Origin of the sequence: Flavobacterium sp. N2820 (genome assembly GCF_025947285.1) — a bacterium.
Classification (GTDB): domain Bacteria; phylum Bacteroidota; class Bacteroidia; order Flavobacteriales; family Flavobacteriaceae; genus Flavobacterium.
In genome coordinates, this window is sequence record NZ_CP110008.1 from 822139 (window position 1) to 846164 (window position 24026).

Genomic DNA, 24026 nt, shown 5'->3' on the forward strand with positions numbered 1-24026 from the left:
TGAATAAATTTTAAGTACAGAATATAATTTTTAAACAACTAAAAATCAAATATTTAACATTACTATATTTTTTTGGCACAGAAATTGGTTAGTATAAAACATGAAATTAGTGTTTAACCAAAATACAAATGTTATGAAAACGAAATTACTTTCTATAAGTGCATTAGCAATGTTGTCTATGACTTCATTATTTGCTCAAGAAAAAACTACCGTTACAGCTTCAAGTGCTGATATTAGTGATAACTTAGATTTAAGAGCCATTGCATCTGTATTTGGTGATGCCTCTAATTTAGAAGACTTTGAAAATCGAATTAATGATCCAAAAGCACAACTTTCGAACTTAGATTTAAACAACGATAATTATGTCGATTATCTTCGTGTAATTGAATCGGTTGAAGGAAATATTCACTTGGTAATAGTTCAAGCTGTTTTAGATAAAGATGTTTACCAAGATGTTGCAACTATTGAAATTGAGCGCGATAGAAACAATAGAGTTCAGGTGCAAGTTGTAGGAGATGTTTACATGTATGGTCAAAACTATATTTACGAACCAGTTTATGTACATACACCTGTAATTTATAATACTTTTTGGGTAACCAACTATCGTCCGTATTGCTCTTCATGGTATTGGAACTATTATCCAAGTTATTATTATTACTGGAATCCTTTTCCTGTTTTTAGATATAGAAATCATATTTCGGTACACATAAACTTTGGACACTCTTATCATTATGTGACACACAGAAGATGTGCAAGTGTGTATAACAACTATTATGGAAGAAGAGGAAATGGCTACGAAACAAGACACCCAAATCGTTCATTTGCGCACAGAAATGCAGGTTATACAAACCGTCAAGATTTAGACAATAATAGAACGACTAGAGCTCCACGAGGTAGAAATGAAATAGCAAGTAACGAGCCTAGAAATAGTGGAACAAGAGGAACTACATCTACTCCAAGAACAAGAGATGCTGAAGTTAGCCCTAGAAGCAGTTCTACACCAAGACAAAATGAAGTAAGTGCAGAACCAAGAACAAGTTCACCAAGAAATAACAGTCCAAAAGCTGAAAATCCTAGAACCTATTCAGAACCAAGAAATAATGCTCCAAAAGCAACTTCACCAAGAGCAGAAAATCCAAGAGCCTATTCAGAGCCTAGAGCAACTGCACCAAAGTCAAGTTCGCAACGAGGCTACTCAGAATCTCGAGCAAAATCTGAACCAAAAGTAAGTGCTCCTCGAAGAGACTCAGGACAAAGAAATAGTACTCCAAGAACGAATTCAAGTTCAAGAAGTTCGAGTTCAAGAAATGCTGGAAGAGGATAAATCATAAAGCTGCCAATTTAGGCAGCTTTTTTTATTTTAATTTGTATCTTTGCAGGCTGATTTAAAATATAAAATGAGATTACACAGAAATTTAGTATTTACTACTATTGATTCGCTAATGGCGATTTTTAATGAAGGTGAGTATGCCGATAAAGTTGTTGCAAGAGCTTTAAAAAAAGACAAGCGTTGGGGAAGTCATGATAGAAAATTTGTTGCAGAGACAATATATGACATTGTACGTTGGAAACGTTTATATGTAGAAATTGCAGAAGTAAAAGAGCCTTTTGATCGAGATAAAATTTGGAGAATTTTCGCTGTTTGGGCAGTATTAAGAGGGTATAACCTACCCGATTGGAAATATTTTGAAGAAACACCTGTTCGAAGAATCAAAGGAAGATTTGACGAATTAACAAAAACTAGAAAATTCAAAGAATCGATTCCTGATTGGATGGATGAATTGGGTGTTAAAGAATTAGGTGAGGAAATTTGGACCAAAGAACTTGCTGCTCAAAACCAACAAGCTAAAGTAATTTTAAGAGTTAACCGACTTAAAACCACTAAAGAAAAATTACGCGCCATGTTAATGGATTTGAATATTGAAACAGAGTTTCATAATGATTATCCAGATGCTCTAATTTTGACAGAAAGAGCAAATGTTTTTTTAACAGATGCATTTAAAGATGGTTTGTTTGAAGTACAAGATGCTTCGTCTCAGTTAGTAGCCTATTTCTTGGATGTACAACCAGGAATGCGTGTTGTAGACACATGTGCTGGTGCCGGCGGAAAGACACTACATTTAGCCTCTTTAATGGAAAATAAGGGTCAATTAATTGCTATGGATTTATATGAAAGTAAATTAAAGCAACTAAAAATTAGAGCCAAACGAAATGGAGCTTTCAATATTGAACCAAGAGTAATTGAAAGCACCAAAACGATAAAAAAATTACACGAAAAAGCGGATAGAGTTTTGATTGATGCACCGTGTAGTGGATTAGGTGTTTTAAAAAGAAATCCAGATAGTAAATGGAAATTACAACCTGAATTTATTGAGAACATCAAAAAAATTCAGGCTGAAGTTTTAGAAAATTACTCAAAAATTGTAAAGCCAGGAGGCAAATTAGTTTATGCTACATGTTCTGTTTTACCTTCAGAAAATCAAGATCAAATTAAGCATTTCTTAACCACAGAAATTGGAAAAGAATTTACTTTTGTTCAAGACCGAAAAGTATTGGCACATGAAAGTGGTTTTGATGGATTTTACATGGCATTATTGGAAAGAAAAAATAAATAGTTATGAAAAAAAACATTCCCCTAATAACGTTTTTATTGTGCTCAGTAATTGGTTGGGCTCAAGTTCCTACAGGATATTACAGCACAGCAACAGGTTCTGGCTATGCATTAAAAACACAATTATTCAATATAATCAATAATTCAAATAATGGATTAACACCAGAATATACTCACAATGATCAAGGTTATGATGCATTTGACGCATTTACTGCAGTTAATGATTTAGATATTTATTATGAAAATGATGGGAGTATTTTAGATGTTTATTCTGAAAATCCAATTGCTTCAGATCCTTATAATTATACCCCTATTACAAATGAATGTGGAAATTATGATAGTGAAGCAGATTGTTACAACAAAGAGCATGTTATTCCTCAATCAATTTTTAGTCAAAATGACCCTATGAGAGGTGATGCACATCATTTATTACCTACTGACGGAAGAGTGAACGGTTTCAGAAGTAATTTTCCTTTTGGATATGTTGGAAGTAATCTAATTTCTCAAAGTGGAATATCAAATCCAACAATGAATGGTTCAAAATTAGGTAATAATATTAATACTGGATTATTTTCTGGATATACTGGAACTGTTTTTGAGCCTATCGATGAGTTTAAAGGAGATATAGCAAGAATTTATTTTTATTTCATTACACGTTATGAAAATCAAGTTACAGGATGGACGTATTCGATGTTTAATGGCACTTCAAATCAAGTTTTGACAGATACCTTTTTATATACAATGTTAGATTGGCATTCAAATGATCCTGTTTCTCAAAAAGAAATAGATCGAAATAATGCTATTTTTGTTCATCAAAATAACAGAAACCCATTCATAGATCATCCTGAATATGTTTGTCAAATATGGACAACACATTGTACTACTTTGTCTTCAGAGAGTTTTGCTTTTGAAAATACAATTTCGATTTACCCAAATCCAGCTGTTAATAACGAAGTTACAATTTCATCTGAAACGGAATTAAAATCGATTGTTTTATACAACATCAACGGACAAATTATTCAAGAAATTAAAAACCCTACACGAGTTGATAATTCTTATAAACTAAATAATTTATCAAGTGGGTTTTATTTAGTTCAAATGGCGTCTGAAAATGCGGTTGCAACTAAGAAAGTTATTGTAAACTAAGAATACAAATCATATAAAATTCAAAAGTCTCATCATTTGATGGGACTTTTTTTATAAAATGAAAAGAGTGCTAAAGTATAAACCTTAACACTCTTTTCCCCTATTAACTAATCCTATTTTAATGACAATTGGCTTCGGGTTGTACAAATAAACTCATATTGCTTGGTGATAAATACGGAATATCTAACCCTAAACCTCTTACAATAAATAACATACCTATAATTACTGCTACTAATGGAATTGCTTTTTGAATAGTACCTCTTAATGAAAAAGAAATCAATCCAGAAGCATAAACAACAGCAACCATCATTGGAATCGTTCCCAAACCGAATAGCAACATATACCCTATTCCTAATGAAACATTTTGCATTGCAATTGCTCCAAAAAGTGCTACATAAACCATTCCACAAGGCAAAAATCCATTTAATAATCCGATGGTAAATAACGATTTATAACTCTTATTTTTAAACTGTTGCCCTAAACTTGATTTTACCTTTGTTATCAATCTATATACTGGTTTCGAAAAATTATAGTTAGCAAATACTTTTTCAGGAATTACTGCAACCAAAATCATTAAGATTCCAACAATTATTGATAACTGCTGTTGCATTCCTGCTAAATAAAAGCTTCGTCCCAATAAACCAAATAGCAATCCTAAAATTCCGTAAGCACTTAATTTTCCAATGTGATAGGTTAAAATTTGGGCTATTTTTTTTGCTTCATTAGTTCTATCTACGGGTAACATCATAGCTATTGGACCACACATTCCTATGCAGTGAAAACTACTAATTAGACCAAAGATAAAAGCTGAATACAGCATATTTTATATTAAAAATTAAATTTTATTTTCAACCAAATAGTTTTACTCTATTTTAATTGAATTTTTGTTTAAATAGGCAACACCATCATAATTCCATGCAATAGAAATGTCCCAAAGACCGCCAGCCAAATTACTTTTAGGTATGAGCAAATGTGGACTAGATAATGAAATCGGAATTTCAAAATCTAATTTCTGACTTGACGGTCTATAACAGGACACTTTTCCATTTATTTTTGAATAATCAAAGTCTGATGGAAATTGAATATTGATTCCTTCAGGTGTATTTTCTATGACTACTTTATTTGTTAAAGCATTCGCGTTTTCTTGTTTTTCAATATCCCCTTGCACTAATGCCTCTTTTTTGTAATAATCTTCAACAACTAGTTCATGATCATATTTAGCATTTGATTGCACTTTATAAACATAGGATAAAATAAAAGTTATAAAAAGCGCAAAAGCGATTACAATTCCTGTTCCCCAATTCATTTTCATATTTGTAAATTTTATTTAATTAAAGTTTCTTGGACCTTGAAAATTAGTTGTTGTTTCTTCAATCAACTTATCTCCGTTATAAAGTTCTAATTTTAAATGAACTTTTTCATCTTTTAGCAAACTCTCTGGAATATCAATATATAATGTTCCGCTGGCTAAACCTTGCTTAGGAACTTTAATTACGGGACTTCCCACAAGTTTTATTTCGCCTTTATAATTTACTATTTTAACCGTTACATTATTAAACGTTTGTTCTGTTTTGTTAACCACTTTATAGGTGTAGAAATTTCTAATATTTTTTCCGTTATGCTGAAACAATTGACCTGACATGGGTAAAAAATTAGCTTCTACATCGTTTCTTAAAAATAACATTCCGATTAATACCCCAATTAATAAAGTTAAAACACCAATATAACCTTTCATTCGTGTGGTTAACTTGAACTTTTCTTTTTTGACGATTTCATCTTCACTTGCATAACGAATTAAACCTTTTGGTAATCCTACTTTATCCATAATGATATCACATTCATCAATACAAGCAGTACAATTGATACATTCTAATTGCGTTCCATTACGAATATCAATTCCTGTAGGACAAACTACGACGCATTGGTTACAATCGATACAATCTCCATGGCCTAATGCGGTTCTATCCTCACCATTTCTCCATTTTTTTCTTCCGTTTTGTCCTTCACCTCTTACATGGTCATAGGCAACATTTATAGATTTATTATCTAATAAAACACCTTGCATTCTTCCATATGGACAAGCTATAATACAAACTTGTTCTCTAAACCATGCAAACACAAAATAGAAAACTCCAGTAAAAATTAATAATGCAATTAGTGTGCTTAAATTAGTTGCTGGTCCTTCGGTAATCATTTTGATTAACTCATCGCTGCTAATTAAATACGCTAAAAAAACATTGGCTATGAAGAATGAAAAAATAAAAAAGATAATCCATTTAGTAACTCTTTTTCTTATTTTTTCAGCATCCCATTTTTGTTTAGCTAATCTTATTTGTGCGCCTCTATCACCATCAATCCAATATTCGATGCGTCTGAAAACCATTTCCATAAAAATAGTTTGTGGACAAAACCAACCACAAAAAATACGACCAAATGCAACAGTAAAAAGTGTTAAACCAACTACTCCAACAATCATTGATATTACAAACAAATGAAAATCTTGAGGCCAAAATGCAAATCCGAAAATACTAAAACGTCTTTCCAAGACATTGAACATTAAAAACTGATTTCCATTGATTTTAATAAAAGGTGAAGCAATTAAGAACACCAAAAGAAAATAACTTAATAGTTTTCTTTTCTCATAAAATGGTCCAGAAGGTTTTTTAGGATGAATAAAATTTCTCTTTCCATCGGCATCAATGGTAGATATGGTATCTCTAAAACTTTCGTCTGGTAAATTTGACATGATACTTTTTATTTTAGTTTAAAAAAGGCTTTGAGAGATTCTCAAAACCTTTTTTTTGACTGCTTATTATTATTTTGCAGGAGCTGCTATTATTTTTGTTGAATCCACTACAGTTGTTGCTGTTGGTGCAACAGCAGCTGTTTCTTTCCAAACTTCTCCTTCTGCAGCTTTAGCGCCAGCAGGTTTGGTGCCTTTTAATGTTAAAATATAACTAGCAACACTTTGAATATCTGTTGAAGATAAATTTCCTTTCCAAGCAACCATTGAAGCATTGTTTTTACTTCCTTCAGAAATAATCTTGAAAACATTTTTAATACCACCTCCGTTAATCCAATGTTCATCTGTTAAATTAGGCCCTACTAAACCTCCACCATCAGCTTTATGACATGCTGCACAAGCATTTGTGAAAATTTCTTTGCCCTTTGCTAAACTTGTGGCGTCTGTTACAGCAACTACCGTTTCATAACTTACTTCATCAGCTGCACTTTTTGGTAATTTTGATTTCTCTAATGCTGCTAATTCAACTTCATTTATAAATTCTTGTTCCTGATCGTATTCATTAACGATATGAAAACGTACCATATAAACCAAAGCAAATATTATCGTACCATAGAATAAATAAACCCACCATGGTGGCAAAACATTATCTAGTTCTTTGATACCATCATAATCATGATCTAACATAATGTCTTCTTCTCTTTCCATTTCTTTAGAACGAGTAAGTTTACTAACAATACTTTGATACCATTTACTTTCTGTAAAAGAGACTGATTGCGCCTCTGCTAATTGTTTCTTTTGTTCATCTGTTAATAAATGATACGTTACTTTATCAACAGCATCGATTACGATTTCTATTGCAATTAATAAAAACAAGAATACTCCCAAAAATAAAGCTACCATTGGAAACTTTATAAAAGCTGGCCTGTCTCCTGAATCGATAAAATATTCCAAAGCTGCAAATACAAATGCAAACAGTAATGGAACTCTTACGTATGATGGAATTAATTTTTTCATTTGTAGAAAATTTTGATGTTATGAGAACCTGAACAACCATAAAATAAAGCTTTATGGTTGTTTCAGCTTCAGTAAATTATAATTATGACTATTCGTCGTTTAATGGCATTTGGCTAATTTCTTTGATTTTATCTTTACTATAGGTAAAAGCCCATACTGTGAACAATACAAATGCAGTAAAGAAAATTGTCAATGAAATGATTGGATAAATATCTACTCCTTCAATAGTTTCCAAATTATGTTTGATAAACTTTAGCATAATTATTGTTTTTTAACTTGAGTATCAGTACCTAATCTTTGTAAGTAAGCTATAAGCGCTACAATCTCTCTATCTTTCAATGGTGATGTTGTTTGAGCTCCAAAAGATTTTTTAATATCTGGATTGGCTAATAAATTAGCTTCAATTTTTGTAGCTTGTTCATCCATATGTTTCAATGCATTATTGATTTCAGCTTCAGTGTAAGGAACCCCTAATGTAACCATAGCTTTCATCTTATCTTGCGTTGATGATTTGTCAAGTTCATCTTTAATTAACCACTGGTATCTTGGCATAATAGATTTCTCATTTAAACCTTGTGGATCATACATATGGTTAAAGTGCCATACATCATCTCTACCACCATTGAATGGTTTTCCTTTTACTCCTTCACGAGCTAAATCTGGACCAGTACGTTTTGAACCCCATAAGAATGGATGATCATAAACAAATTCTCCTGCTTTAGAATAGTCACCATAACGCTCTACTTCTGAACGGAATGGACGAACCATTTGTGAGTGACATCCCACACAACCTTCACGGATGTATAAATCTCTACCTTCTAATTCAAGAGGAGTATATGGTTTTACAGCTGATATAGTTGGAATGTTTGATTTTACTAAAATGGTTGGTAAAATTTGAATTAATCCACCAATTAAAATCGCAACTGTTGTTAATAACATAAATTGAACTGGTTTTCTTTCTAACCAAGAGTGAAGTTTTTCACCTTTTAAACGATTCGGAGAAATTACAGCTAAGGCTGGAGCTTCAGCAAGTTCATTTTCTACAGGAGAGCCTTGAATTACTGTTCTTATAATATTGTAAACCAACACAATAACTCCAGTTAAATATAAAGTACCACCAATTGCACGCATCCAATACATTGGCATAATTTCAGTAACCGTTTCTAGAAAATTTCCATATTGTAAAGCACCACCGTCTGGTTTAAATTGTTTCCACATAGAAGCTTGTAAAAAACCAGCAACATACATTGGAAGAGAATATAAAATAATACCTAAGGTACCAATCCAAAAATGGAAATTTGCTAATTTTTCAGAGAATAATTTTGTTTTGGTCATTCGTGGGATTAACCAATAGATCATACCAAATGATAAGAAACCATTCCAAGCCAAGGCACCTACGTGTACGTGAGCAATAATCCAATCCGTAAAGTGAGCAATAGCGTTTACGTTTTTTAAAGATAACATTGGACCTTCAAAAGTTGCCATTCCATACCCTGTAATTGCTACTACGAAGAATTTCAATACTGCATCAGTACGAACTTTATCCCAAACACCTCTTAATGTTAATAATCCATTAATCATACCTCCCCAAGATGGAGCAATCAACATTACAGAGAAAACAACTCCTAAGTTTTGAGCCCAATCTGGTAAAGCTGTGTATAATAAGTGGTGAGGTCCAGCCCAAATATAAATGAAGATTAACGACCAAAAGTGAATAATTGATAATCTATACGAGTATACCGGACGGTTAGCTACTTTTGGCACAAAATAATACATCATACCTAAGAAAGGAGTAGTTAAGAAAAATGCTACTGCATTATGACCATACCACCATTGAACTAAGGCATCTTGAACACCAGCATAAACTGAATACGATTTCATTGCTGAAACTGGTAACTCTAAACTATTAAAAATATGAAGTACTGCAACCGTAACAAACGTAGCAATATAGAACCAAATTGCTACATAAATATGGCGTTCTCTTCTTTTAATGATGGTTCCAATCATATTGATACCAAAAACCACCCAAATTAAGGCAATTGCAATATCTATTGGCCATTCTAATTCTGCATACTCTTTAGAAGTAGAATAACCTAATGGTAAGGATATTGCTGCAGCAACAATAATTAACTGCCATCCCCAAAAGTGAATTTTACTTAAAAGGTCGCTAAACATTCTAGTTTTTAATAAACGCTGCATTGAGTAATAAACCCCTGCAAACATTGCGTTTCCAACGAAGGCAAAAATGACCGCATTGGTGTGTAAAGGTCTTAAGCGCCCAAAACTTAAAAACGAAACGCCGCTTGTTAAGTTTGGAAACAAAAATAGGAACGCTAAAATTAGCCCTACCAACATCCCCACTACTCCGAAAACGATACTAGCGTAGATGAAATTCCTTACAATTTTGTTGTCGTAATAAAATTGTTGCTTCTCCATAAATTAGATTGATTTTTGTTTTTCTGTTTGTATTAATTTGTTTGGATTTTCTTTTACAATTTCATCGTCAAATAGGATTCTGACTGATGGTGTGTAGTCATCATCATATTGGCCACTCTTAACTGCTTTAATAAAAGCAACTAAAAAAGCAATAGCAACTACTATACTGATTGTGATTAATAAATAAATGACACTCATACCTTAAAATTGTGTTAACAAAGTTACTTTTACTCTTTTTTATAAAATATGACTTTTATCATATATTAAAATTTTCTTAAATTTAATACTTTTATCCTTTACGTGCATACAAATTGGTAAGTATTGTAACAAAGCTTACAATGGTTATTGTGCTCAATGGCATAATAATAGCTGCTACAATTGGGTCTAATTCGCCTGCAATAGCATAACTTAAACCAACTACATTATATAGTAACGACAATCCAAAACTCATGTAAATAGTCTTCATCGCGTTTTTAGAATAGCGCATAAAAAAGCTTATTTTATCAAATTGGCTAGCATCTAAAATGCCATCACATGCTGGAGAAAAAACATTTACATTTTCTGAAATCGATAATCCCAAATTACTTTGTGCTAATGCCCCTGCGTCATTTAAACCATCACCAACCATCATTACATTTTTGCCTTCTTTTTGCAATTGTTCGATGTATTGTAGTTTTTGTTCTGGTTTTTGATTAAAAACTAAAGTGGTTTTTTTGGGCAACATTTTTTCTAATATTTTTTGTTCACCATCATTGTCGCCTGATAAAACAACTAAATTATAATGCTTGGCTAAATTTTCAAACAATTGTTCTAATCCTTTTCTATATTGATTATTGAACACATAACTTCCTTTATACTCATCGTTAATTTCGACGTGTACTTTCGTTTTTTTATGTGTGTTCTCTGTCATTGTTTTTAGAAATTGAGACGAGCCTAATTTAATTTTATTGCCATCGATTTCTGCAAAAATTCCTTTTCCAATAATTTCTTCGAAAGTGGTAACTTCTATTTTATCTTGGTTGGTAATAAAATCGTAAAGTCTTCGGCTTAATGGATGGTTTGAACCTCGTAAAACATTTTTTAACAACTTTAATTCGGATGCATTTAATGCTGTTCCTTCATAAGTTATATCTGTTTTTTTATTGGTAGTTATCGTTCCTGTTTTATCAAAAACAATTGTATCTACTTTAGCCAATTGTTCTACAACCAACGCATTTTTTAAATATAATTTTCGATTGCCTAAAATTCGCAACACATTGCCTAATGTAAACGGAGCCGTTAAAGCCAAAGCACATGGACAAGCAACAATTAAAATAGCTGTAAAAACATTAAAAGCAGTTGTTACATCAATAAATAGCCAATAGATAAATGACACTATTGATAGAGCTAATAAAGTAGGTGTGAAATAGCGACTTATTCTATCCGTAATATTCTTATGTTGTTGTTCTACTCTTTTTTGAAAAACATCATTACTCCATAATTGCGTTAAATAGCTATTTGAAACCGAAAATAACACCTCCATTTCGATGACTTTCCCCATTTGTTTACCACCTGCAAATACTTTATCGCCAGATTTTTTTTCAATTGGAACCGCTTCACCAGTTACAAAACTGTAATCAATAGAGGCTTTTTCAGAAATTAAAATTCCATCTACCGGAATTAACTCTTGATTACGAATCAATAATCTGTCACCTTTTTGAATATCGTATACTTGAACCGATTCTTCTTCTCCGTTTGGCAAAACTTTGGTAATTGCAATTGGAAAATAGGATTTATAATCGCGCTCAAATGAAAGAAAATCGTATGTTTTCTTCTGAAATAACTTTCCTAATAACATGAAAAAAATCAATCCAGCCATACTATCAAAGAATCCTTGACCGTAATCAAAAATAATATCTACCGTACTTCTTATAAACATTACAACAATTCCCAATGCAATAGGAATATCAATATTTAATAAGCCCGATTTAATACTTTTCCAAGCTGAAACATAATATCCAGAAGCTGAATAAAAAAAAGTAGGAAGTGATAATCCAAAAATCAACCAACGAAAAAATCCGCGATATTGATCAATCCAATATTCTTCTACTTCAAAATATTCAGGAAATGATAATAGCATGATATTTCCAAAACAAAAAAACGCGACACCTATTTTATAAATTAAACTTCGATCGATTTGTTTTTTGCCTTCATCAAAATTTTCTAAAGAGATATATGGTTCATAACCTATCGAACTCAATAAATAAACAATCTCTTTCAAAGTTGTTTGTTCTGGATTATACGTTACACGAACTTTCTTTTCTCCAAAATTAACTTGAGAAGCGTTTATTCCTGGTTGAAGTCTTTGTAGATTTTCCAGAATCCAAATACACGAACTACAGTGTATATGAGGAATATAGAGTGAAACAATATGTGTTGTACGCTCTTGGAATTCCAATAATTTTGAAACAATTTCTTCATTTTCTAAAAAGTCATATTTTCCCTGAATATCCTGTGGTGTTGCTCCGGGAGAAGCCTGAAAATCATAATAACATGATAAATCATTTTGACTAAAAATTTCATAAACGGTCTTACAACCGTTACAACAAAACTTTTTTTCGTCGAATACAATCTCTTCTTTTTTTATAATTTCAGTACCACAATGGAAACAATTTTCTGTGTCCATAAATTTGCTCATTTTACCTGTTACAAAAGTCTTATTTAAATATAAGTCAAAATATGATATTTGTCATACATTTTTGTAAATTTGTAAACACATTAAACAAAATCTTACTATGAGTAAATGCGAACAATGTATTGTGAGGCAATTTAGTTCATTAAAAGCCTTAAATAAAGAAGAGTTACTTCGCATGGCCGAGTGCAAAACGTCTTATACTATTAAAAAAGGTGAGCCTATTTTTGAAGAAGGTGATGTAACCAATGGTATTTACTGTGTTAAAGACGGTGTATGTAAATTATCTAAATTAAGCGATAATGGTAAAGACCAAATTGTTAAATTAGTAAAACCCGGCGAATTATTAGGCCAACGCTCTATGATTAGTGATGAACCTGCTAATTTAAGTGCAATTGCATTAGAAGATATGGAAGTTTGCTTTATTCCTAGAAGTGAAGTGATGCAGTTTTTTAATCATAACAATCAGTTTTCAATGAATGTAATGAAAACCATTTGTGAGGATTTAAAAGATGCCGATGATCATATGGTAAATATGGCCCAAAAAACGGTGCGTCAACGATTAGTAGAAACGCTTATTTATTTAGAAGAGACATTTGGAAAAAACGAAGATGGTTCTTTACATATTCAACTTTCTAGAGAAGAATTAGCTGGAATGATTGGAACCGCTACCGAAAGTTGTATTCGTTTACTTTCAGAACTAAACAAATCAGAACTCATAGAATTAAGTGGCAAAAAAATATTTATTGCCGATAAAAATAAATTAAAACGTTTTGCCTAAAATAAAAAATCCGCTTTTCAGCGGATTTTTTATTTCTTATTTCGTTGGTCCTTCCCAATTTGAAAAACCACCTACCAAATTAAATGTTTTTTCAAAACCCAATTGTTCCATAGCACCACAAGCATTTGCACTTCGTACTCCCGCTGCACAATACACATAATAGTTTTTCGATTTATCTAACTCCTCCACTCTATAAATAAAACCTTGTCCTTTATAGATATCAATATTTATTGCTTCTGGAATAGAACCATCGTTAAATTCATCTTCTGTACGCACATCTAATATAACTCCGTTTTCATCAGCTAAAAACTGACTCCACCATGTGTTTTGATCTAAGTTTGTCATCGTTTATTTTTTTCCAAAAATACTATCTATAATTTTAAAAAAAAACTTTAATAAAAATTTAACACACATTTGTACATACAAATAAAATAATTACTACATTTGTACATACAAATTTTACAAACTCAAATGAGAATAGAAGAAATCATAAAACCAACTTCTCCAATGGCAATTGAAAAGCGTACACTACTCAATGTAATGTACACTCAAAATGTTGTTTCAGAAAAGTTCAATGAAATTTTAAAGCCATTTGACTTGTCTCCTGAACAATTCAATGTATTACGAATTTTAAGAGGTCAAAAAGGAAATCCTGTAAATATGTGCACTATTCAGGAACGAATGATTGCCAAAACCAGTAATACTACAAGACTTGTAGATAAATTGTTATTAAAAGATTTAGTCATTCGAGAGATTTGTCCAGAAAATAGACGTAAAATGGAAATTACCATAACTGAAAAAGGGATGGAATTGCTTCAAAGTCTAGATGCTTTAGTAGAATCTCATGAAAAAAGTTTTGCCAAAAATCTTACGGATAAAGAATTAGAATTGTTAAATGAATTATTAGAAAAATTTAGAAATTAATTATAAAAATTGCCATGAATAACTTTATAGAAAACCAAAATTGGCGTTATGCCACCAAAAAATTTGATGCCACTAAAAAAGTATCAACAGAAGATTTAGAAACTCTAAAAAAAGCCATTCAACTAAGTTCATCTTCATACGGATTACAATTATACAAAGTATTTATTATTGAAAATCCAGCTATTAGAGCACAATTACAGCCTGTTTCTTGGGGACAATCACAAATTGTAGAGGCTTCTCACCTATTTGTTTTTGCAAATGTGGTAGATGTTCAAGAAAATCATATTGACAATTATGTTCAAAATATTGCGAATACTAGAGGTTTAGCACTTGAAGATTTAAAAGGCTATTCAGATTTTATGAAATCTAAAATTGTATCACTACCTGTTGAACAAAAAGCAGTTTGGACATCAAAACAAACCTATTTAGCGTTAGGAAATCTTCTAAATGCGGCCGCTGAATTAAAAATCGATGTAACTCCAATGGAAGGTTTTGAACCTGAAAAATACAACGAAATTTTGGGTTTAAACAAATTAGGTTTAAACGCCTCATTAGTAGCAACTGTAGGTTATCGTCATGAAGAAGATGCTACACAACACTATGCAAAAGTGAGAAAACCAATCGAAGAATTATTTGAAACTATTTAATATAACCACTAACATTTAAAATGAAACACATGAAAAATTTAAAATCAATCGCATTAGCTCTAGTAGCTTTAGTAACATTATCAACAAGTGCACAAACTAAAAAAGTTGACGCAGCTAAAAGTACAATCAATTGGGTTGGAAAAAAAGTAACAGGTTCACATGAAGGAACTATCAACATAAAAGATGGAGCTTTAGTTTTCAAAGGAAACAAATTAGCTGGTGGAAGTTTTACGGTAGACATGACATCAATTAATACAACTGATTTAGAAGGTAAAAGTAAATCAAGTTTAGATGGTCACTTAAAGTCAGATGATTTTTTTGGTACTGAAAATCACCCAACAGCGAACTTAGTAATCAAAAAAATTGCAGACAAAGGAAATGGTGTTTACGGTATTAATGCTGATTTAACGATCAAAGGAAAAACTAATACTATTGGATTTGAAATTACTGTTGCAGGAAACACTGCTACAGCTGATTTAAAAGTAGATAGAACTAAATATGATATTACTTACAAATCTGGAAACTTTTTCAGCGATTTAGGTGATAAAGCTATTTATGATGAATTCGAATTAAAAGTAAAATTAGTATTCTAATTGAACTGGGAAACTTTGCTATGAAAAACAAAAGCCTTGAAGTAATTCAGGGCTTTTTTGTTTTTGGAAGTTTTTAAAATATTTTAAACGATATTTTTCAATTCAAATTCTTTTTCAAAATTTTTCTTTATGTTTCTTTTAGATAATGAAAAAACAAAAAGAATAAACACATTAAAGAATAAAAATATACAATTGGGAAAAATTTCAAACGTTTGTCTTTGTTTATAAATCATAAAATTCATAACAAAAACAAATGAGAAAATTCCTAAGAAGTAAAATATCTTTGTTCCTTTTGATAGTTCAACATCATATTCAATTGAATAAAGGTTCTCAGATTTTCTTTTATAAATTCCTTTAATTCGTATTGCTTTGAGGGATGAAAAATAAGTATTTGAACTTAAATTAAAATTTGAATCATTAAATTTTCCTGTAAAATTTTTATCATCGAATACTTTTGGTGTAAAAAACCAAATTATAGGTTCTTTAGTTACACGTCTTTTCAATTGTTTATCAAAATCTTGAGATTCAGCTGAAAATTTCATTAATTAATCCTTTTTTTGTTTTGAAGCATATGCAAATTCTAAACCAGCACATTGCTTATTTTGCCTAACATGAACTAATGTGTCATTCTTCAAATAAAACTTTTCATTAGAAAACAACTCATATTCAAATTCAATATCAGCATTACAATCTTTTATTGATTTTTTTCTATCTCTTCTTTTATTAATTTCTTCAACAGTTTTACAAATGGTACCATATTCACACATGTAAAAACAGTCTTTTGGTTGCGAACTGTTTAAAATGATAGTATCATTCTTAATTATCCATGTTCCTTTACTAATTGACCTATAAGTACAAGCACCACTGAAGAATTCAAATGTGTTGTTCTTTTTAATTTTCAATTCTGCGATGTATGGATAAGTTCTAATAGTATCAAACCAAATTTTTACATATTTAGAAGTGTTCTTCTCCTCTATTTTTGAAGTTCTGCTTTTATCACAGCCAGATGAAATAATTGTAATTAGAAAGAAAGTAATAATATAGTTTTTCATATTTATGAGAATATAAAACAAACTCAAGGCAACGTTACTTCACCTAAAAACAACGTCCAAACTTCTCTTTTAATAGAACCAAAAGCCTTTAGTATTGGCTTAAAACTTACTTTTTGAAAAAGTTGCAATTGCGTTGTGTTTTCGTTTTGCGAAATTGTTAATTGGTATTGTGTGGTCCAAAAATCGTTTGCAACAATAGAATTCTCAAAATTGGAAACAGAAAATAAATAGTTCTTATTTTCAATTTTAGTTAATAACTCTTTCAGTGAAATTGTAAGTTTTTCTTCTGAGGTATAATCAACAACGGTGTTGTTTTCATTCTCAAACAAGTTGAAAATACTCGATTTGATTTCGCTTTTTAAACTTTCTGAAGTGCTTTCGGCAGAAAATAGCGTTAAATAATGGTAATAATCTTCCACTTTTAAAGTCGCGCTTTCTTGGTAGGCTTTTACCGAAGCCATCGTAAAATTTGCTTTTATTGCCGTGGAAGCAGTCGGATTCGCATTTTGACCAAAAACGGAAAATGTGCCAACTAAAAACAGAAAAATACAACTTCGTAAAAACATATTATTCTTGTAAAATTCGTATAAAATTTATCTCATTTTTTTCATTACTTCGAATGTCAATTACTTTCATTTTTTTTAATGAAACGCTTGGAACAATCAACTTTTCAGAAAATTCTTGTTTGTTAAAATATTCTATTCCCAAATCGTTTTTTAGCATGACTAAAACTTCTAAATCATTTGCCAAAATTTGCTGCAATTGCTCTTTTCGGGTTTGCCAATCTTTAATATCCGATTTCATAAAACCTTTCAATATCATGGCATGATCATCGGGTTGTAATGTAATTGGCGTTGTGTTTTCTTTATTAATAACAATCGTTTTTTCTTTATAATACGGACTTTTCAAAACAATTTTCGTACTATCTTTTGCTGCAATTTGAATTTTCGAATCGATAATTTCAACTGGCGATTCAATATTATTTTCAATCATCACCGCTTTTACTTCATCGCTATTAATTTGTTCTTCGGTAAATGCATTCTTTACTTCTATGGTTTGAATTTCTTCTTTATTCATTATTTGATACGAAAGAAATCCGACCAAAAACAAAGCTAAAATTACGATGCCAATCAGAAACACATTTTGCTTCTTTTTAGGTTGTGCTGTAACTACAATTTCATTTTGTTTGGCTTTAAACACGTATTCATCCCAACCCGAATATCCCACCAATTGCGATAAAATATCTAACATATCTTTTCGAGGCAATTTAGCATTGGTTTCCGATTTTAGATGGGTGTAAATCCATTTTTCACTCACCGTTTGTTTTACTTGAACGGCAATCAAATCGGTTAAATTTTGAATGTCTTGCGAACTAAACGTTTTCCAAGTTCCTTCAAAATAAGGATATTGCTTTTGATAAGTCAAAAGCACATCGTTTTTAAGTTGGAAGAATACGTTTAATGGGTTCATGAATTTTATGCGTCAAAAGTAGGCAATTACTCAATTTTATTTACTGTAAAACCACTGTAAAAGTAACGAAAAATCTTTACAGTGAAAGGAAAGTTGATTTGCCAACCAAAATTTGTGTTGCGAATGTACTATTGCACCATATTAATTTTAAAAACAAAAAAATATGAACACGCAAGTACAACAACTAAACGGAAAATGGAAACTAATTATTGCTTTGCTTTTACTAAATGTTTTAAGTGTTTCGGCACAAATTAGTGGCAATCAAGTCTATGGAAAAAACAATTACAACGGCAACAATTACAACCAGGAATCGTTACCAAATAACAGTAAAGTGTCGATCAATGATAATGTTTTATCGGTTTCTGTAAAAATTTTACTCAACAAAAAAGCAGATGGATTTGTAATGACGTTAGGTTTAAACGAAGAAGATGAAACGGTTGCTGGTTGTAGCAAAAAAATTACGGCAAGAATTACGGGTTTTATCGAAAAAATGAAATCGTTGGGTGTGAAAAAAGAAAATGTGTACATCGATTTTATTTCGCAAACCAAAATTTATGATTTTGAAGTAAATGGTATGAATTCTGAACAAATTGAAAAAGGATTTGAAATCAAAAAGAACATTATAGTTTCAACTTCAAACGTAACTAGTTTGGAAAAAATAATTGCGTTGGCTTCCGATTTTGAAATTCATGATGTGATAAAAGTGGAATATTACAACAATGAAACGGATGCCATTCATAATTCACTTTTTGATGAAGCCTTAGTTTTAGCTGAAGCGAAAAAAATTAGATACATGAAAGCTTTTGGAAAACGAATCATTGGAACACCGACAGCTACAGAAGAATTTGCAACGGTTTTCCCAAAAACACAATACAATACCTACCAAGCTTTTGAAACAGCAGAAATTCAAACGAATTACAACAACCGAAGTCCTTATTTAAAGAAAATTGCTCGAAAAAATAAGACTTTTTATTACGACGGAATTTCAAGCGCAGGTTTTGACAAAGTCATCAATCCCAATCAAACTGAAGTGGGTATTCAATATGTAATGACCATTACAATGCATTATAAAATTGATACTTCGATTTAAGGAAAGTTTGTTCCATAAAAAAAAGCCCTGAAAATTCAGGGCTTTCTAATTTAAAGGGTGAAAGACGGGTCTCGAACCCGCGACCTTCGGAACCACAATCCGACGCTCTAACCAACTGAGCTACAATCACCATTTGTTTTGAACAAGAGAATCTTAATTCTTTTGCGAGTGCAAATATAGGTGTTTCCTACAATCTTGCAAAGATTTTTTTTACTTTTTTACTACTATTTTATTTCAAATCAGCTAAACTATTGACTGCCAAATATCTTTCGGTAGTAAAACCTTCGGCATACTCCACTCCTACTAGTCTTCCAAAGTCTTCGGCTCGATATTTTACACTGTCTAAAAAGTTTTTTGAAGCAATGGGTGTCACCGGTTCATTAGAATTTGGATCATAAAATTGCGAACCATATGCTAACACTGATTCCATTTTTTTATCCAGAAATCCAGAAATATCTACCACAAAATCCGGTTCAATGTTTTGCCATTGAATGTAATGATAGACTACTTTTGGTCGCCAAGCGTGTTGCTTTTCCCCGTTTAATTCGGTTTCAATTTTAACCAAACCTGATAAAAAACAAGCATCACTAACCAATTTACTTCCTTTTCCGTGATCGATGTGTCTATCGGCAATTGCATTGCATAACACGATTTCGGGACGGTATTTGCGTAGCATTTGAATTATTTTTAACTGATGCGCTTCATCGTTTATAAAAAACCCATCACGCATATCTAAATTCTCACGTACAAAAACGCCTAAAATCTCAGAAGCTTTAGCCGATTCAGAATTACGAATTTCAACCGAACCACGTGTACCAAGTTCTCCTCGAGTTAAATCGATAATCCCGACTTTCTTTCCAAGGCTAACTTCTTTGGCAATTGTGCCACTACAACCTAATTCTACATCGTCTGGATGCGCTCCAAAAGCTAATATGTCTAATTTCATATCTTTTAATTTTGCCACGAAGGCACTAAGTCAATAAGTTTTTTTTAACTGAACACCGATTACTGAACACTGACTACTAGAACATTCCGCATCGTCATCGATTTGTTTTCGGTTTCGATAAATTCTTTTTCTGGATGGCTGTCTTTTGTAATACCGCAGCCTACATAAATATGTACAACATCATTATCCACTTCTAAACAGCGTAAATTTACGAATAAATCGGTTTGATTGTCTTTCTTATATTCCCCTAAAAATCCAGCATAATATTTTCGATTATAGTCTTCATTTTTCAGAATAAAATCGATTGCATTTTCTTTGGGTAAACCACAAACAGCTGGCGTTGGATGTAATGCTTTTATTAAATCATTCGACAGAAAATCAGTTGTTAATTCCCCTGAAATAAATGATTTTAAATGTACTAAATTTCCAGCTTTAACTGTTTTAACATCAGAAACAATAAGTTGACTTACTTTATCTTTTACTTTAGTTACAATATAATTGGTTACAAATTGCTGTTCTTCTATTTCTTTGGTTGCCCAAATTACATTTTCAGAATACAATTGCGTTCCCGCCAAAGCCACCGTTTCAAACTGATTTTGATTGATTTTTACCAATTGCTCCGGCGTTGCTCCCATCCATAAACCAATTTTTGGATGACAAAACAAATAGCGAAAAGCCGTTGGATAAGCCGAAATCATGTTCTGAAACGTTTCAACAATTGAGATTTGTTCCTTTAAAACAATTTTACGTGACAAAACTACCTTATCAAATTCGCCTTGTTTAATTGCTTCAATTCCTTTGGAAACTAAATTCTCAAAAGCTTCTTTTTGATTCGTTTCTGAAATAAAATTTTCAGCTGATTTTTGCTCTAATTTTTCAAGATTTCCTTGCGAAAACATATTTCCTTCAAACGGAATTACCACTTGTTTTCCTTCATGAAAAGGCATGAACACAAATCCGGCTTGACCGATAAAATCAATAATTTCAGTGTTTTGTTGTACGATTAAATTCCAAACCGTTTCATTTGGTTTTACATAACACACAAACGCTTTTTGATTTGATAGTAGAGTATGTATTTCTTCGAAAACTTGCATTATTGTCTTCTTGAAAGTACCATATTAGTCAATTTACAAAGCGAAATCAATTTTCCTTCTTCGTCTACAATTCTAATTTCCCATAAATGAATACTGGCACCTTTGTGAATAATTTTAGCCGTAGCAGTAACCATTCCTTCTCGTTTACTTTTTAAATGATTTGCTGAAATTTCGATACCACGAACTTCTTGTTTTTCTGGATTTACAAACATTAGTGAAGCGGCACTTCCAACACTTTCTGCCAAAGCAACTGTAGCTCCACCATGTAGCAATCCCATAGGTTGATGTACTCTTGAATTCACAGGCATTGTAGCGGTTAAAAAATCTTCACCAGCGTCTGTGTAAACAATATCTAAGGTATTCATTAAAGTATTTTTGCTCCAATCGTTACATAATTGCAACATTTTTTCTCTATCAAACAGCATAAGTTTATTTTTCTGTAAAATTAAACATTCTGAATAGAATATTTCATCTGATTTAACGTTTTACTATGTATTTTATACACATTTTGATTTTATGAATTTAAAATTAATAATTACATTTACCAAAATTACATTATACATGCGTCGTTTACTACTTTTATTATTAATAGGATTTGCAGTTTCATTAACATCTTGCAGAAATGATTTAGACTTTGAAACCAGCAATGGAGGCTTGCGTTTTTCAAAAGATACTGTTTATCTAGATACTGTGTTTACTAATATAGGCTCAAGTACTTATACCTTAAAAGTTTATAATCGAAGTGATAAGAATATTTCTATTCCTACTGTACGATTGAGCAAAGGATCTGCTTCAAAATATCGATTAATGGTTGATGGAATGGCAGGTCAGGAATTTGAAAATGTAGAAATGTTAGCTAAAGACAGTATGTACATTTTTGTATCTGTCACAGCTGATGTAGCAGCTGCAAACCCAACCGATTTTTTATATACCGATCAAATTTTATTTGGAGATGGAATTAATCAACAAAAAGTAGAATTGGTAACTTTAATTCAAGATGCAATTTTTTTATATCCTCAAAAATTCTCTGATGGAACTACTGAAACATTACCTATTGGAGATGACGAAATTTACGGTTTTTTCTTAGATGAAGCCGATCCAACCAACGGAAACGAATTGCATTGGACCAATACCAAACCTTATGTAGTGTATGGTTATGCAGCAGTTCCGAGTACAAAAACGTTAGTGGTAGATGCTGGAGCAAGAGTTCATTTTCATGCCGAATCGGGTTTAATTGTTGCAAATAATGCTTCTATTCACGTGAATGGAACAAATTCAACAACAACAGCTTTAGAAAACGAAGTCATTTTTGAAGGCGATCGTTTAGAACCTGATTTTGCAGAAGTTCCTGGACAATGGGGAACCATTTGGCTAACACAAGGAAGTACAAACAATCAAATTTCTAATTTAACAATAAAAAATGCTACAGTTGGACTCCTAGTTACAGGAAATGATGGCACTTCTACTCCAACTTTAGATATCAATAATACACAAATTTATAATTGTTCAAATGTTGGAATTTTAGCTCGAACAGGAAATATTGAAGGTAGAAACATGGTTATCAATAATTGTGGACAAGCATCTTTTGCTGGAAGTTTTGGCGGTAGTTATGATTTTACGCATTGTACGTTTGCAAATTATTGGTCGAGCCCTTCACAAACGGCAATTGTTTTAAGTAATGAAAATCTTAGTGAAACTGATGAAACGGAATTAATACAAGCAAATTTTAAAAATTGTATTGTGTATACTTCAAGTAATTTAGGAATTAGTTTACAAAAAGAAGGTGCAACTTTTAACTTTAATTTTGATCATTGCCTGATCAAATTTGCCAATTCAGGAAATCAATTTGCATCTAATCCGCTGTATGATTTTTCGGGAAGTAATTATACAAATTGTTTAATTGCAACAAGTTCAAATGTAAATAGACCTTATTTTAAAAATCCAACGAATAATGAATTAATGATTGGAGAAGATTCTGCAGCAAGAGAAAGTGCTGACAACACTTACTCTACTTTTAACGATATATTAAATAATCCAAGAATTGGAGCTACTGATATAGGAGCTTATAATTGGACTACTTTTGACTAATCAATTAAACTATACAATTATGAAAAATCTCTCTTTATCTCTTTTAATTATTGGTTTAACATTCGTTTCTTGTAAAAAAGAAGAAGTACAAAAACCTGAAGAAACAACAACTAAAGAAGAAGTTGCTGTCGAAACAAAACCAGATTCTGCTACAGTCGCTAAAGCTTGGACTGATTATGCTACACCATCAAAAGCTCACGAAATGTTAGCTAAAGATAACGGAACTTGGGATGCTGAATTAACGTTTTGGTCACCAGACAATCCACAGGAAATGAAATCTACTGCTACTGTAACCTATAAAATGATTATGGGCGGTAAATATCAAGAAGGAACTTATTCTGGTGATATGTTTGGAATGCCATTTGAGGGAAAAGGAACAGTTGCTTTTGATAATGCAACCGAAGAATTTGTATCAACTTGGATTGACAATATGGGAACTGGAATGATGATTACTCGTGGAAAATACGATGAAGCAACAAAAACCTCTACTTTTTATGGGGAAATGGTGGATCCAGTGACTAAAAAAGCTAAAAAAGTAAAAGAAATCATTACTTATATTGATGATAACAACCAAAAAATGGAAATGTTTGATGTTTTGGAAGACGGCAAAGAATTCAAGTCGATGCAAGTAGTTTCGAAACGTAAAATGTAGTTTTCAACAAATAAAATTAAAGCTGTTCAAAAAAGAACAGCTTTTTTTGTTTTTATGCGCTCTTA

General features: G+C 31.6%; 26 protein-coding genes and 1 tRNA gene. 10 read left to right on the forward strand and 17 right to left on the reverse strand.

All coding sequences use genetic code 11. The annotated features are described in order from the left end of the window. Window positions 1-133 precede the first annotated feature (133 nt). From OLM52_RS03860 to OLM52_RS03870, 3 genes are all read left to right on the forward strand, one after another. Complete coding sequence (locus OLM52_RS03860; RefSeq protein WP_264549829.1) at window positions 134-1324, forward strand: hypothetical protein; 1191 nt, start codon at window positions 134-136, stop codon at window positions 1322-1324. A gap of 73 nt (window positions 1325-1397) precedes the next feature. After that, window positions 1398-2615 carry an RsmB/NOP family class I SAM-dependent RNA methyltransferase gene (locus OLM52_RS03865; protein ID WP_264549830.1) on the forward strand — a complete coding sequence of 406 codons (1218 nt, stop codon included), beginning with the start codon at window positions 1398-1400 and terminating at the stop codon, window positions 2613-2615. A 2-nt stretch (window positions 2616-2617) separates the two neighbouring features. Next, window positions 2618-3757: an endonuclease gene (locus OLM52_RS03870; protein WP_264549831.1), complete on the forward strand. Its 1140-nt coding sequence runs from the start codon at window positions 2618-2620 to the stop codon at window positions 3755-3757. Window positions 3758-3875: 118 nt separating this feature from the next. Here OLM52_RS03870 and OLM52_RS03875 read toward each other — a convergent pair whose 3' ends face one another. From OLM52_RS03875 to OLM52_RS03910, 8 genes are all read right to left on the reverse strand, one after another. Continuing rightward, a complete protein-coding gene (locus OLM52_RS03875) occupies window positions 3876-4577 on the reverse strand; it encodes a sulfite exporter TauE/SafE family protein (protein WP_264549832.1) in 702 nt (233 codons plus the stop codon). A gap of 42 nt (window positions 4578-4619) precedes the next feature. Continuing rightward, window positions 4620-5069 (reverse strand): FixH family protein, encoded by a 450-nt coding sequence (locus OLM52_RS03880; RefSeq protein ID WP_264549833.1) that lies wholly within the window; start codon window positions 5067-5069, stop codon window positions 4620-4622. 15 nt (window positions 5070-5084) lie between these two features. Further along, window positions 5085-6503 carry a cytochrome c oxidase accessory protein CcoG gene (gene ccoG / locus OLM52_RS03885; RefSeq protein ID WP_264549834.1) on the reverse strand — a complete coding sequence of 473 codons (1419 nt, stop codon included), beginning with the start codon at window positions 6501-6503 and terminating at the stop codon, window positions 5085-5087. Window positions 6504-6572: 69 nt separating this feature from the next. Then, window positions 6573-7517 carry a cbb3-type cytochrome c oxidase N-terminal domain-containing protein gene (locus OLM52_RS03890; RefSeq protein ID WP_264549835.1) on the reverse strand — a complete coding sequence of 315 codons (945 nt, stop codon included), beginning with the start codon at window positions 7515-7517 and terminating at the stop codon, window positions 6573-6575. An 88-nt stretch (window positions 7518-7605) separates the two neighbouring features. Next, a complete protein-coding gene (locus OLM52_RS03895; protein ID WP_264549836.1) occupies window positions 7606-7776 on the reverse strand; it encodes a CcoQ/FixQ family Cbb3-type cytochrome c oxidase assembly chaperone in 171 nt (56 codons plus the stop codon). A gap of 2 nt (window positions 7777-7778) precedes the next feature. Next, complete coding sequence (gene ccoN, locus OLM52_RS03900) at window positions 7779-9953, reverse strand: cytochrome-c oxidase, cbb3-type subunit I (RefSeq protein WP_264549837.1); 2175 nt, start codon at window positions 9951-9953, stop codon at window positions 7779-7781. A 3-nt stretch (window positions 9954-9956) separates the two neighbouring features. Beyond that, window positions 9957-10151: a cbb3-type cytochrome oxidase assembly protein CcoS gene (gene ccoS / locus OLM52_RS03905; protein WP_264549838.1), complete on the reverse strand. Its 195-nt coding sequence runs from the start codon at window positions 10149-10151 to the stop codon at window positions 9957-9959. Window positions 10152-10242: 91 nt separating this feature from the next. Further along, window positions 10243-12618 (reverse strand): heavy metal translocating P-type ATPase, encoded by a 2376-nt coding sequence (locus tag OLM52_RS03910; protein ID WP_264549839.1) that lies wholly within the window; start codon window positions 12616-12618, stop codon window positions 10243-10245. Window positions 12619-12727: 109 nt separating this feature from the next. Here OLM52_RS03910 and OLM52_RS03915 point away from each other — a divergent pair, with 109 nt between their 5' ends. Next, window positions 12728-13405: a Crp/Fnr family transcriptional regulator gene (locus OLM52_RS03915; RefSeq protein ID WP_264549840.1), complete on the forward strand. Its 678-nt coding sequence runs from the start codon at window positions 12728-12730 to the stop codon at window positions 13403-13405. A gap of 36 nt (window positions 13406-13441) precedes the next feature. On the opposite strand, the gene OLM52_RS03920 is transcribed toward OLM52_RS03915, so the two are convergent. Further along, entirely contained in the window at window positions 13442-13750 is a 309-nt protein-coding gene (locus OLM52_RS03920) for a rhodanese-like domain-containing protein (protein WP_264549841.1), read from the reverse strand. Between the two features lie 126 nt (window positions 13751-13876). Between OLM52_RS03920 and OLM52_RS03925 the strand changes: the two genes are divergently transcribed. Genes OLM52_RS03925 through OLM52_RS03935 form a run of 3 tightly spaced genes read left to right on the forward strand, consistent with a single transcriptional unit; the run spans window position 13877 to window position 15569 of the window. Continuing rightward, window positions 13877-14329 carry a MarR family transcriptional regulator gene (locus OLM52_RS03925; RefSeq protein ID WP_264549842.1) on the forward strand — a complete coding sequence of 151 codons (453 nt, stop codon included), beginning with the start codon at window positions 13877-13879 and terminating at the stop codon, window positions 14327-14329. A gap of 14 nt (window positions 14330-14343) precedes the next feature. After that, complete coding sequence (locus OLM52_RS03930; protein WP_264549843.1) at window positions 14344-14976, forward strand: NAD(P)H-dependent oxidoreductase; 633 nt, start codon at window positions 14344-14346, stop codon at window positions 14974-14976. A gap of 29 nt (window positions 14977-15005) precedes the next feature. Further along, window positions 15006-15569 (forward strand): YceI family protein, encoded by a 564-nt coding sequence (locus OLM52_RS03935; protein ID WP_264549844.1) that lies wholly within the window; start codon window positions 15006-15008, stop codon window positions 15567-15569. 83 nt (window positions 15570-15652) lie between these two features. On the opposite strand, the gene OLM52_RS03940 is transcribed toward OLM52_RS03935, so the two are convergent. From OLM52_RS03940 to OLM52_RS03955, 4 genes are read right to left on the reverse strand one after another with little or no spacing between them, the layout of a single operon-like run. Continuing rightward, window positions 15653-16111, reverse strand: a complete 459-nt coding sequence (locus tag OLM52_RS03940; protein WP_264549845.1) for a hypothetical protein — start codon at window positions 16109-16111, stop codon at window positions 15653-15655. 3 nt (window positions 16112-16114) lie between these two features. Beyond that, window positions 16115-16621, reverse strand: a complete 507-nt coding sequence (locus tag OLM52_RS03945) for a hypothetical protein (protein WP_264549846.1) — start codon at window positions 16619-16621, stop codon at window positions 16115-16117. 23 nt (window positions 16622-16644) lie between these two features. Continuing rightward, the gene (locus OLM52_RS03950) at window positions 16645-17187 is read right to left on the reverse strand and encodes a hypothetical protein (RefSeq protein WP_264549847.1); all 543 of its coding nucleotides are present in this window, start codon (window positions 17185-17187) and stop codon (window positions 16645-16647) included. Window position 17188: 1 nt separating this feature from the next. Then, complete coding sequence (locus OLM52_RS03955) at window positions 17189-18091, reverse strand: hypothetical protein (RefSeq protein ID WP_264549848.1); 903 nt, start codon at window positions 18089-18091, stop codon at window positions 17189-17191. A 163-nt stretch (window positions 18092-18254) separates the two neighbouring features. On the opposite strand from OLM52_RS03955, the gene OLM52_RS03960 reads away from it, so the two are divergent. After that, window positions 18255-19181 carry an SIMPL domain-containing protein gene (locus tag OLM52_RS03960; protein ID WP_264549849.1) on the forward strand — a complete coding sequence of 309 codons (927 nt, stop codon included), beginning with the start codon at window positions 18255-18257 and terminating at the stop codon, window positions 19179-19181. 55 nt (window positions 19182-19236) lie between these two features. Here the strand turns inward: OLM52_RS03960 and OLM52_RS03965 are convergent. The 4 genes from OLM52_RS03965 to OLM52_RS03980 form a co-directional block, all read right to left on the reverse strand. Next, a tRNA-His gene (locus OLM52_RS03965) sits at window positions 19237-19312 on the reverse strand. Between the two features lie 98 nt (window positions 19313-19410). Next, entirely contained in the window at window positions 19411-20127 is a 717-nt protein-coding gene (gene bshB1, locus OLM52_RS03970) for a bacillithiol biosynthesis deacetylase BshB1 (RefSeq protein WP_264549850.1), read from the reverse strand. A 59-nt stretch (window positions 20128-20186) separates the two neighbouring features. After that, window positions 20187-21221, reverse strand: coding sequence for a chorismate-binding protein (locus OLM52_RS03975; protein ID WP_264549851.1), 1035 nt, complete (start codon window positions 21219-21221; stop codon window positions 20187-20189). Continuing rightward, window positions 21221-21646: a hotdog fold thioesterase gene (locus OLM52_RS03980; protein ID WP_264549852.1), complete on the reverse strand. Its 426-nt coding sequence runs from the start codon at window positions 21644-21646 to the stop codon at window positions 21221-21223. Before OLM52_RS03980 ends, OLM52_RS03975 begins: the two co-directional genes overlap by 1 nt. Window positions 21647-21737: 91 nt before the next feature. Here OLM52_RS03980 and OLM52_RS03985 point away from each other — a divergent pair, with 91 nt between their 5' ends. Both OLM52_RS03985 and OLM52_RS03990 read left to right on the forward strand, forming a co-directional pair. Next, window positions 21738-23309 (forward strand): hypothetical protein, encoded by a 1572-nt coding sequence (locus OLM52_RS03985; RefSeq protein WP_264549853.1) that lies wholly within the window; start codon window positions 21738-21740, stop codon window positions 23307-23309. 19 nt (window positions 23310-23328) lie between these two features. Next, window positions 23329-23961 carry a DUF1579 domain-containing protein gene (locus OLM52_RS03990; protein ID WP_264549854.1) on the forward strand — a complete coding sequence of 211 codons (633 nt, stop codon included), beginning with the start codon at window positions 23329-23331 and terminating at the stop codon, window positions 23959-23961. The last annotated feature ends 65 nt before the right edge of the window (window positions 23962-24026 follow it).

What these genes read in the sequence shown, in the direction of transcription:
- bshB1 (WP_264549850.1), bottom strand. Translation starts at nt 20,127, where the DNA reads ATGAAATTAGACATATTAGCTTTTGGAGCGCATCCAGACGATGTAGAA.
- OLM52_RS03870 (WP_264549831.1), top strand. Translation starts at nt 2,618, where the DNA reads ATGAAAAAAAACATTCCCCTAATAACGTTTTTATTGTGCTCAGTAATT.
- OLM52_RS03960 (WP_264549849.1), top strand. Translation starts at nt 18,255, where the DNA reads ATGAACACGCAAGTACAACAACTAAACGGAAAATGGAAACTAATTATT.
- OLM52_RS03940 (WP_264549845.1), bottom strand. Translation starts at nt 16,111, where the DNA reads ATGAAATTTTCAGCTGAATCTCAAGATTTTGATAAACAATTGAAAAGA.
- OLM52_RS03985 (WP_264549853.1), top strand. Translation starts at nt 21,738, where the DNA reads ATGAATTTAAAATTAATAATTACATTTACCAAAATTACATTATACATG.
- OLM52_RS03860 (WP_264549829.1), top strand. Translation starts at nt 134, where the DNA reads ATGAAAACGAAATTACTTTCTATAAGTGCATTAGCAATGTTGTCTATG.
- OLM52_RS03950 (WP_264549847.1), bottom strand. Translation starts at nt 17,187, where the DNA reads ATGTTTTTACGAAGTTGTATTTTTCTGTTTTTAGTTGGCACATTTTCC.
- OLM52_RS03895 (WP_264549836.1), bottom strand. Translation starts at nt 7,776, where the DNA reads ATGCTAAAGTTTATCAAACATAATTTGGAAACTATTGAAGGAGTAGAT.
- OLM52_RS03975 (WP_264549851.1), bottom strand. Translation starts at nt 21,221, where the DNA reads ATGCAAGTTTTCGAAGAAATACATACTCTACTATCAAATCAAAAAGCG.
- OLM52_RS03875 (WP_264549832.1), bottom strand. Translation starts at nt 4,577, where the DNA reads ATGCTGTATTCAGCTTTTATCTTTGGTCTAATTAGTAGTTTTCACTGC.
- OLM52_RS03925 (WP_264549842.1), top strand. Translation starts at nt 13,877, where the DNA reads ATGAGAATAGAAGAAATCATAAAACCAACTTCTCCAATGGCAATTGAA.
- OLM52_RS03980 (WP_264549852.1), bottom strand. Translation starts at nt 21,646, where the DNA reads ATGCTGTTTGATAGAGAAAAAATGTTGCAATTATGTAACGATTGGAGC.
- OLM52_RS03915 (WP_264549840.1), top strand. Translation starts at nt 12,728, where the DNA reads ATGAGTAAATGCGAACAATGTATTGTGAGGCAATTTAGTTCATTAAAA.
- OLM52_RS03890 (WP_264549835.1), bottom strand. Translation starts at nt 7,517, where the DNA reads ATGAAAAAATTAATTCCATCATACGTAAGAGTTCCATTACTGTTTGCA.
- OLM52_RS03955 (WP_264549848.1), bottom strand. Translation starts at nt 18,091, where the DNA reads ATGAACCCATTAAACGTATTCTTCCAACTTAAAAACGATGTGCTTTTG.
- OLM52_RS03865 (WP_264549830.1), top strand. Translation starts at nt 1,398, where the DNA reads ATGAGATTACACAGAAATTTAGTATTTACTACTATTGATTCGCTAATG.
- OLM52_RS03920 (WP_264549841.1), bottom strand. Translation starts at nt 13,750, where the DNA reads ATGACAAACTTAGATCAAAACACATGGTGGAGTCAGTTTTTAGCTGAT.
- OLM52_RS03930 (WP_264549843.1), top strand. Translation starts at nt 14,344, where the DNA reads ATGAATAACTTTATAGAAAACCAAAATTGGCGTTATGCCACCAAAAAA.
- OLM52_RS03880 (WP_264549833.1), bottom strand. Translation starts at nt 5,069, where the DNA reads ATGAAAATGAATTGGGGAACAGGAATTGTAATCGCTTTTGCGCTTTTT.
- OLM52_RS03935 (WP_264549844.1), top strand. Translation starts at nt 15,006, where the DNA reads ATGAAAAATTTAAAATCAATCGCATTAGCTCTAGTAGCTTTAGTAACA.
- OLM52_RS03945 (WP_264549846.1), bottom strand. Translation starts at nt 16,621, where the DNA reads ATGAAAAACTATATTATTACTTTCTTTCTAATTACAATTATTTCATCT.
- ccoG (WP_264549834.1), bottom strand. Translation starts at nt 6,503, where the DNA reads ATGTCAAATTTACCAGACGAAAGTTTTAGAGATACCATATCTACCATT.
- ccoS (WP_264549838.1), bottom strand. Translation starts at nt 10,151, where the DNA reads ATGAGTGTCATTTATTTATTAATCACAATCAGTATAGTAGTTGCTATT.
- OLM52_RS03990 (WP_264549854.1), top strand. Translation starts at nt 23,329, where the DNA reads ATGAAAAATCTCTCTTTATCTCTTTTAATTATTGGTTTAACATTCGTT.
- OLM52_RS03910 (WP_264549839.1), bottom strand. Translation starts at nt 12,618, where the DNA reads ATGGACACAGAAAATTGTTTCCATTGTGGTACTGAAATTATAAAAAAA.
- ccoN (WP_264549837.1), bottom strand. Translation starts at nt 9,953, where the DNA reads ATGGAGAAGCAACAATTTTATTACGACAACAAAATTGTAAGGAATTTC.